We start from the raw sequence: 2,011 nt of genomic DNA on the forward strand, positions 1-2,011 counted from the left end.
CCCCGTTATCTTCTTCGCGGTCCTGCAAGAGGGCCGCTGGCCTCCGGGCCCGGCATGATTATGTCCCCCTGTCGAAGGCATGACCTGGGGGGTGGTGTCACCGGGCCCGGGAGGTGCCGTCGGAGACGCTGATGAGAGGTCCGGCCACCGTCCGGTCCGGCGCAACGCCGGACGACTTGCGGGCGGCAGGTCTGCATAACGTGGATGCGCGCGCACGACACCACCGCCGAGGCCGGCACCGTGAACACCCTTGGGGAGAGGGAGCAACGATGTTCGACACGACCGAGGTGGGCGTCCTCCTGGGCCTGGACGTCGGCAAGAGCGCCCATCACGGGCACGGGCTGACCCCGGCGGGGAAGAAGGTCTTCGACAAGCCGCTGCCCAACAGTGAACCGAAACTGCGGGCCGTCTTCGACAAGCTGACCGCGAAGTTTGGCACGGTGCTGGTGGTCGTGGACCAGCCCGCCTCCATCGGCGCCCTTCCGCTGACCGTCGCCCGGGACTCGGGCTGCAAGGTCGCCTACCTGCCCGGACTGGCGATGCGGCGGATCGCCGATCTGTATCCGGGCGAGGCCAAGACCGACGCCAAGGACGCCGCCGTCATCGCGGATGCCGCCCGCACCATGCCGCACACCCTGCGAACCTTGGAACTGACCGACGAGATCACCGCCGAGCTGACCGTCCTGACCGGCTTCGACCAGGACCTCGCCGCCGAAGCAACCCGCACCTCCAACCGGATACGCGGTCTGCTCACCCAGTTCCACCCGTCGCTGGAGCGCGTCCTGGGCCCGCGCCTGGACCACCAGGCCGTCACCTGGCTGCTGGAACGCTATGGGTCCCCGGCCGCACTGCGGAAAGCCGGCCGCCGCAGGCTCGTCGAAGTGATCCGGCCCAAGGCCCCGCGCATGGCTGCCCGGCTGATCGACGACGTGTTCGACGCTCTCGACGAGCAGACCGTCGTCGTCCCGGGGACCGGCACCCTCGATGTCGTGATCCCTTCCCTGGCCCGCTCGCTGGGAGCCGTCCACGACCAGCGCCGGGCCCTGGAAGCCCAGATCAACACCCTGCTGGAGGCTCACCCTCTTTCCCAGGTCCTGACATCGATGCCCGGCGTCGGCGTCAGGACCGCCGCAGTCCTGCTGACCACCGTCGGCGACGCCAGCAACTTCCCCACCGCCGCCCACCTCGCCTCCTACGCCGGACTCGCCCCCACCACGAAGTCGTCCGGGACCTCCATCCACGGTGAACACGCACCCAGAGGCGGAAACCGGCAGCTCAAACGGGCGATGTTCCTGTCCGCCTTCGCCTGCATGAACGCCGATCCCGCCTCCCGCACCTACTATGACCGCCAGCGAGCCCGCGGCAAGACCCACACCCAGGCCCTCCTGCGCCTGGCCCGCCAACGCATCAGCGTCCTGTTCGCCATGCTCCGCGACGGCACCTTCTACGAACCTCGCGTCCCCCGGGCTACGGCTGCATGAACCAACCCACAGGCAGGTCTACTCAGATCAGCGTCTTGTGTCGTCCGTCCACGCCGTGATCTCCGCGGCACCCCGACGGACAGCTTCTTCCGGATCCCGGGCGAGCTGCCCGCAGACCGCTGCGACGTCCGGCACACTGTCCGTTCCCGCGAGCGCGTCATGCACCCCGGTCTGCAGCCAGTCGACCTGGTTGTCGTCGGCCTCGGCAACCGCCAGAGCGATGAGCCTGAGGGCGGCCACCGTCCCCACCCGGGCCAGGGCCTCTGCCGTCTGCCGGGTCACCGCCGTGTCCTCGATGTCCAGCAGCAGCCCCATCAACGCTTCCGCAGCCTCAGGGACATCAGCGAAGGAAGCAAGGCCACGCCCGGCACGAACACGTTGCGACCACGAAGGAGACGAAGCCTCAGCCAAGGCCGCCGCCAACCCACTCATCATCTCCGGCACAACCAGACAGTCTCATGTCCGCGAAGAAGATCGAACCCCGAACCGAAGCTGCCCACATGCTTGACGAAGAACATAGAGGCACCCCC

The 2,011-nt window shown here is 68.5% G+C and carries 2 protein-coding genes; one reads left to right on the top strand and one right to left on the bottom strand.

Annotated features, from left to right (window positions below; all coding sequences use genetic code 11):
* Positions 1-269: 269 nt before the first annotated feature.
* Positions 270-1,481, top strand: a complete 1,212-nt coding sequence (locus AMK33_RS40160) for an IS110 family transposase (protein ID WP_073938166.1) — start codon at positions 270-272, stop codon at positions 1,479-1,481.
* Positions 1,482-1,508: 27 nt separating this feature from the next.
* Here the strand turns inward: AMK33_RS40160 and AMK33_RS40165 are convergent, their stop codons facing one another.
* On the bottom strand, positions 1,509-1,916 hold the full coding sequence (locus AMK33_RS40165) for a HEAT repeat domain-containing protein (protein ID WP_327380517.1): 408 nt from the start codon (positions 1,914-1,916) through the stop codon (positions 1,509-1,511).
* Positions 1,917-2,011: the final 95 nt, after the last annotated feature.

This window comes from Streptomyces sp. CB02400 (assembly GCF_001905725.1).
In the GTDB taxonomy this organism is placed as follows: domain Bacteria; phylum Actinomycetota; class Actinomycetes; order Streptomycetales; family Streptomycetaceae; genus Streptomyces; species Streptomyces atrovirens.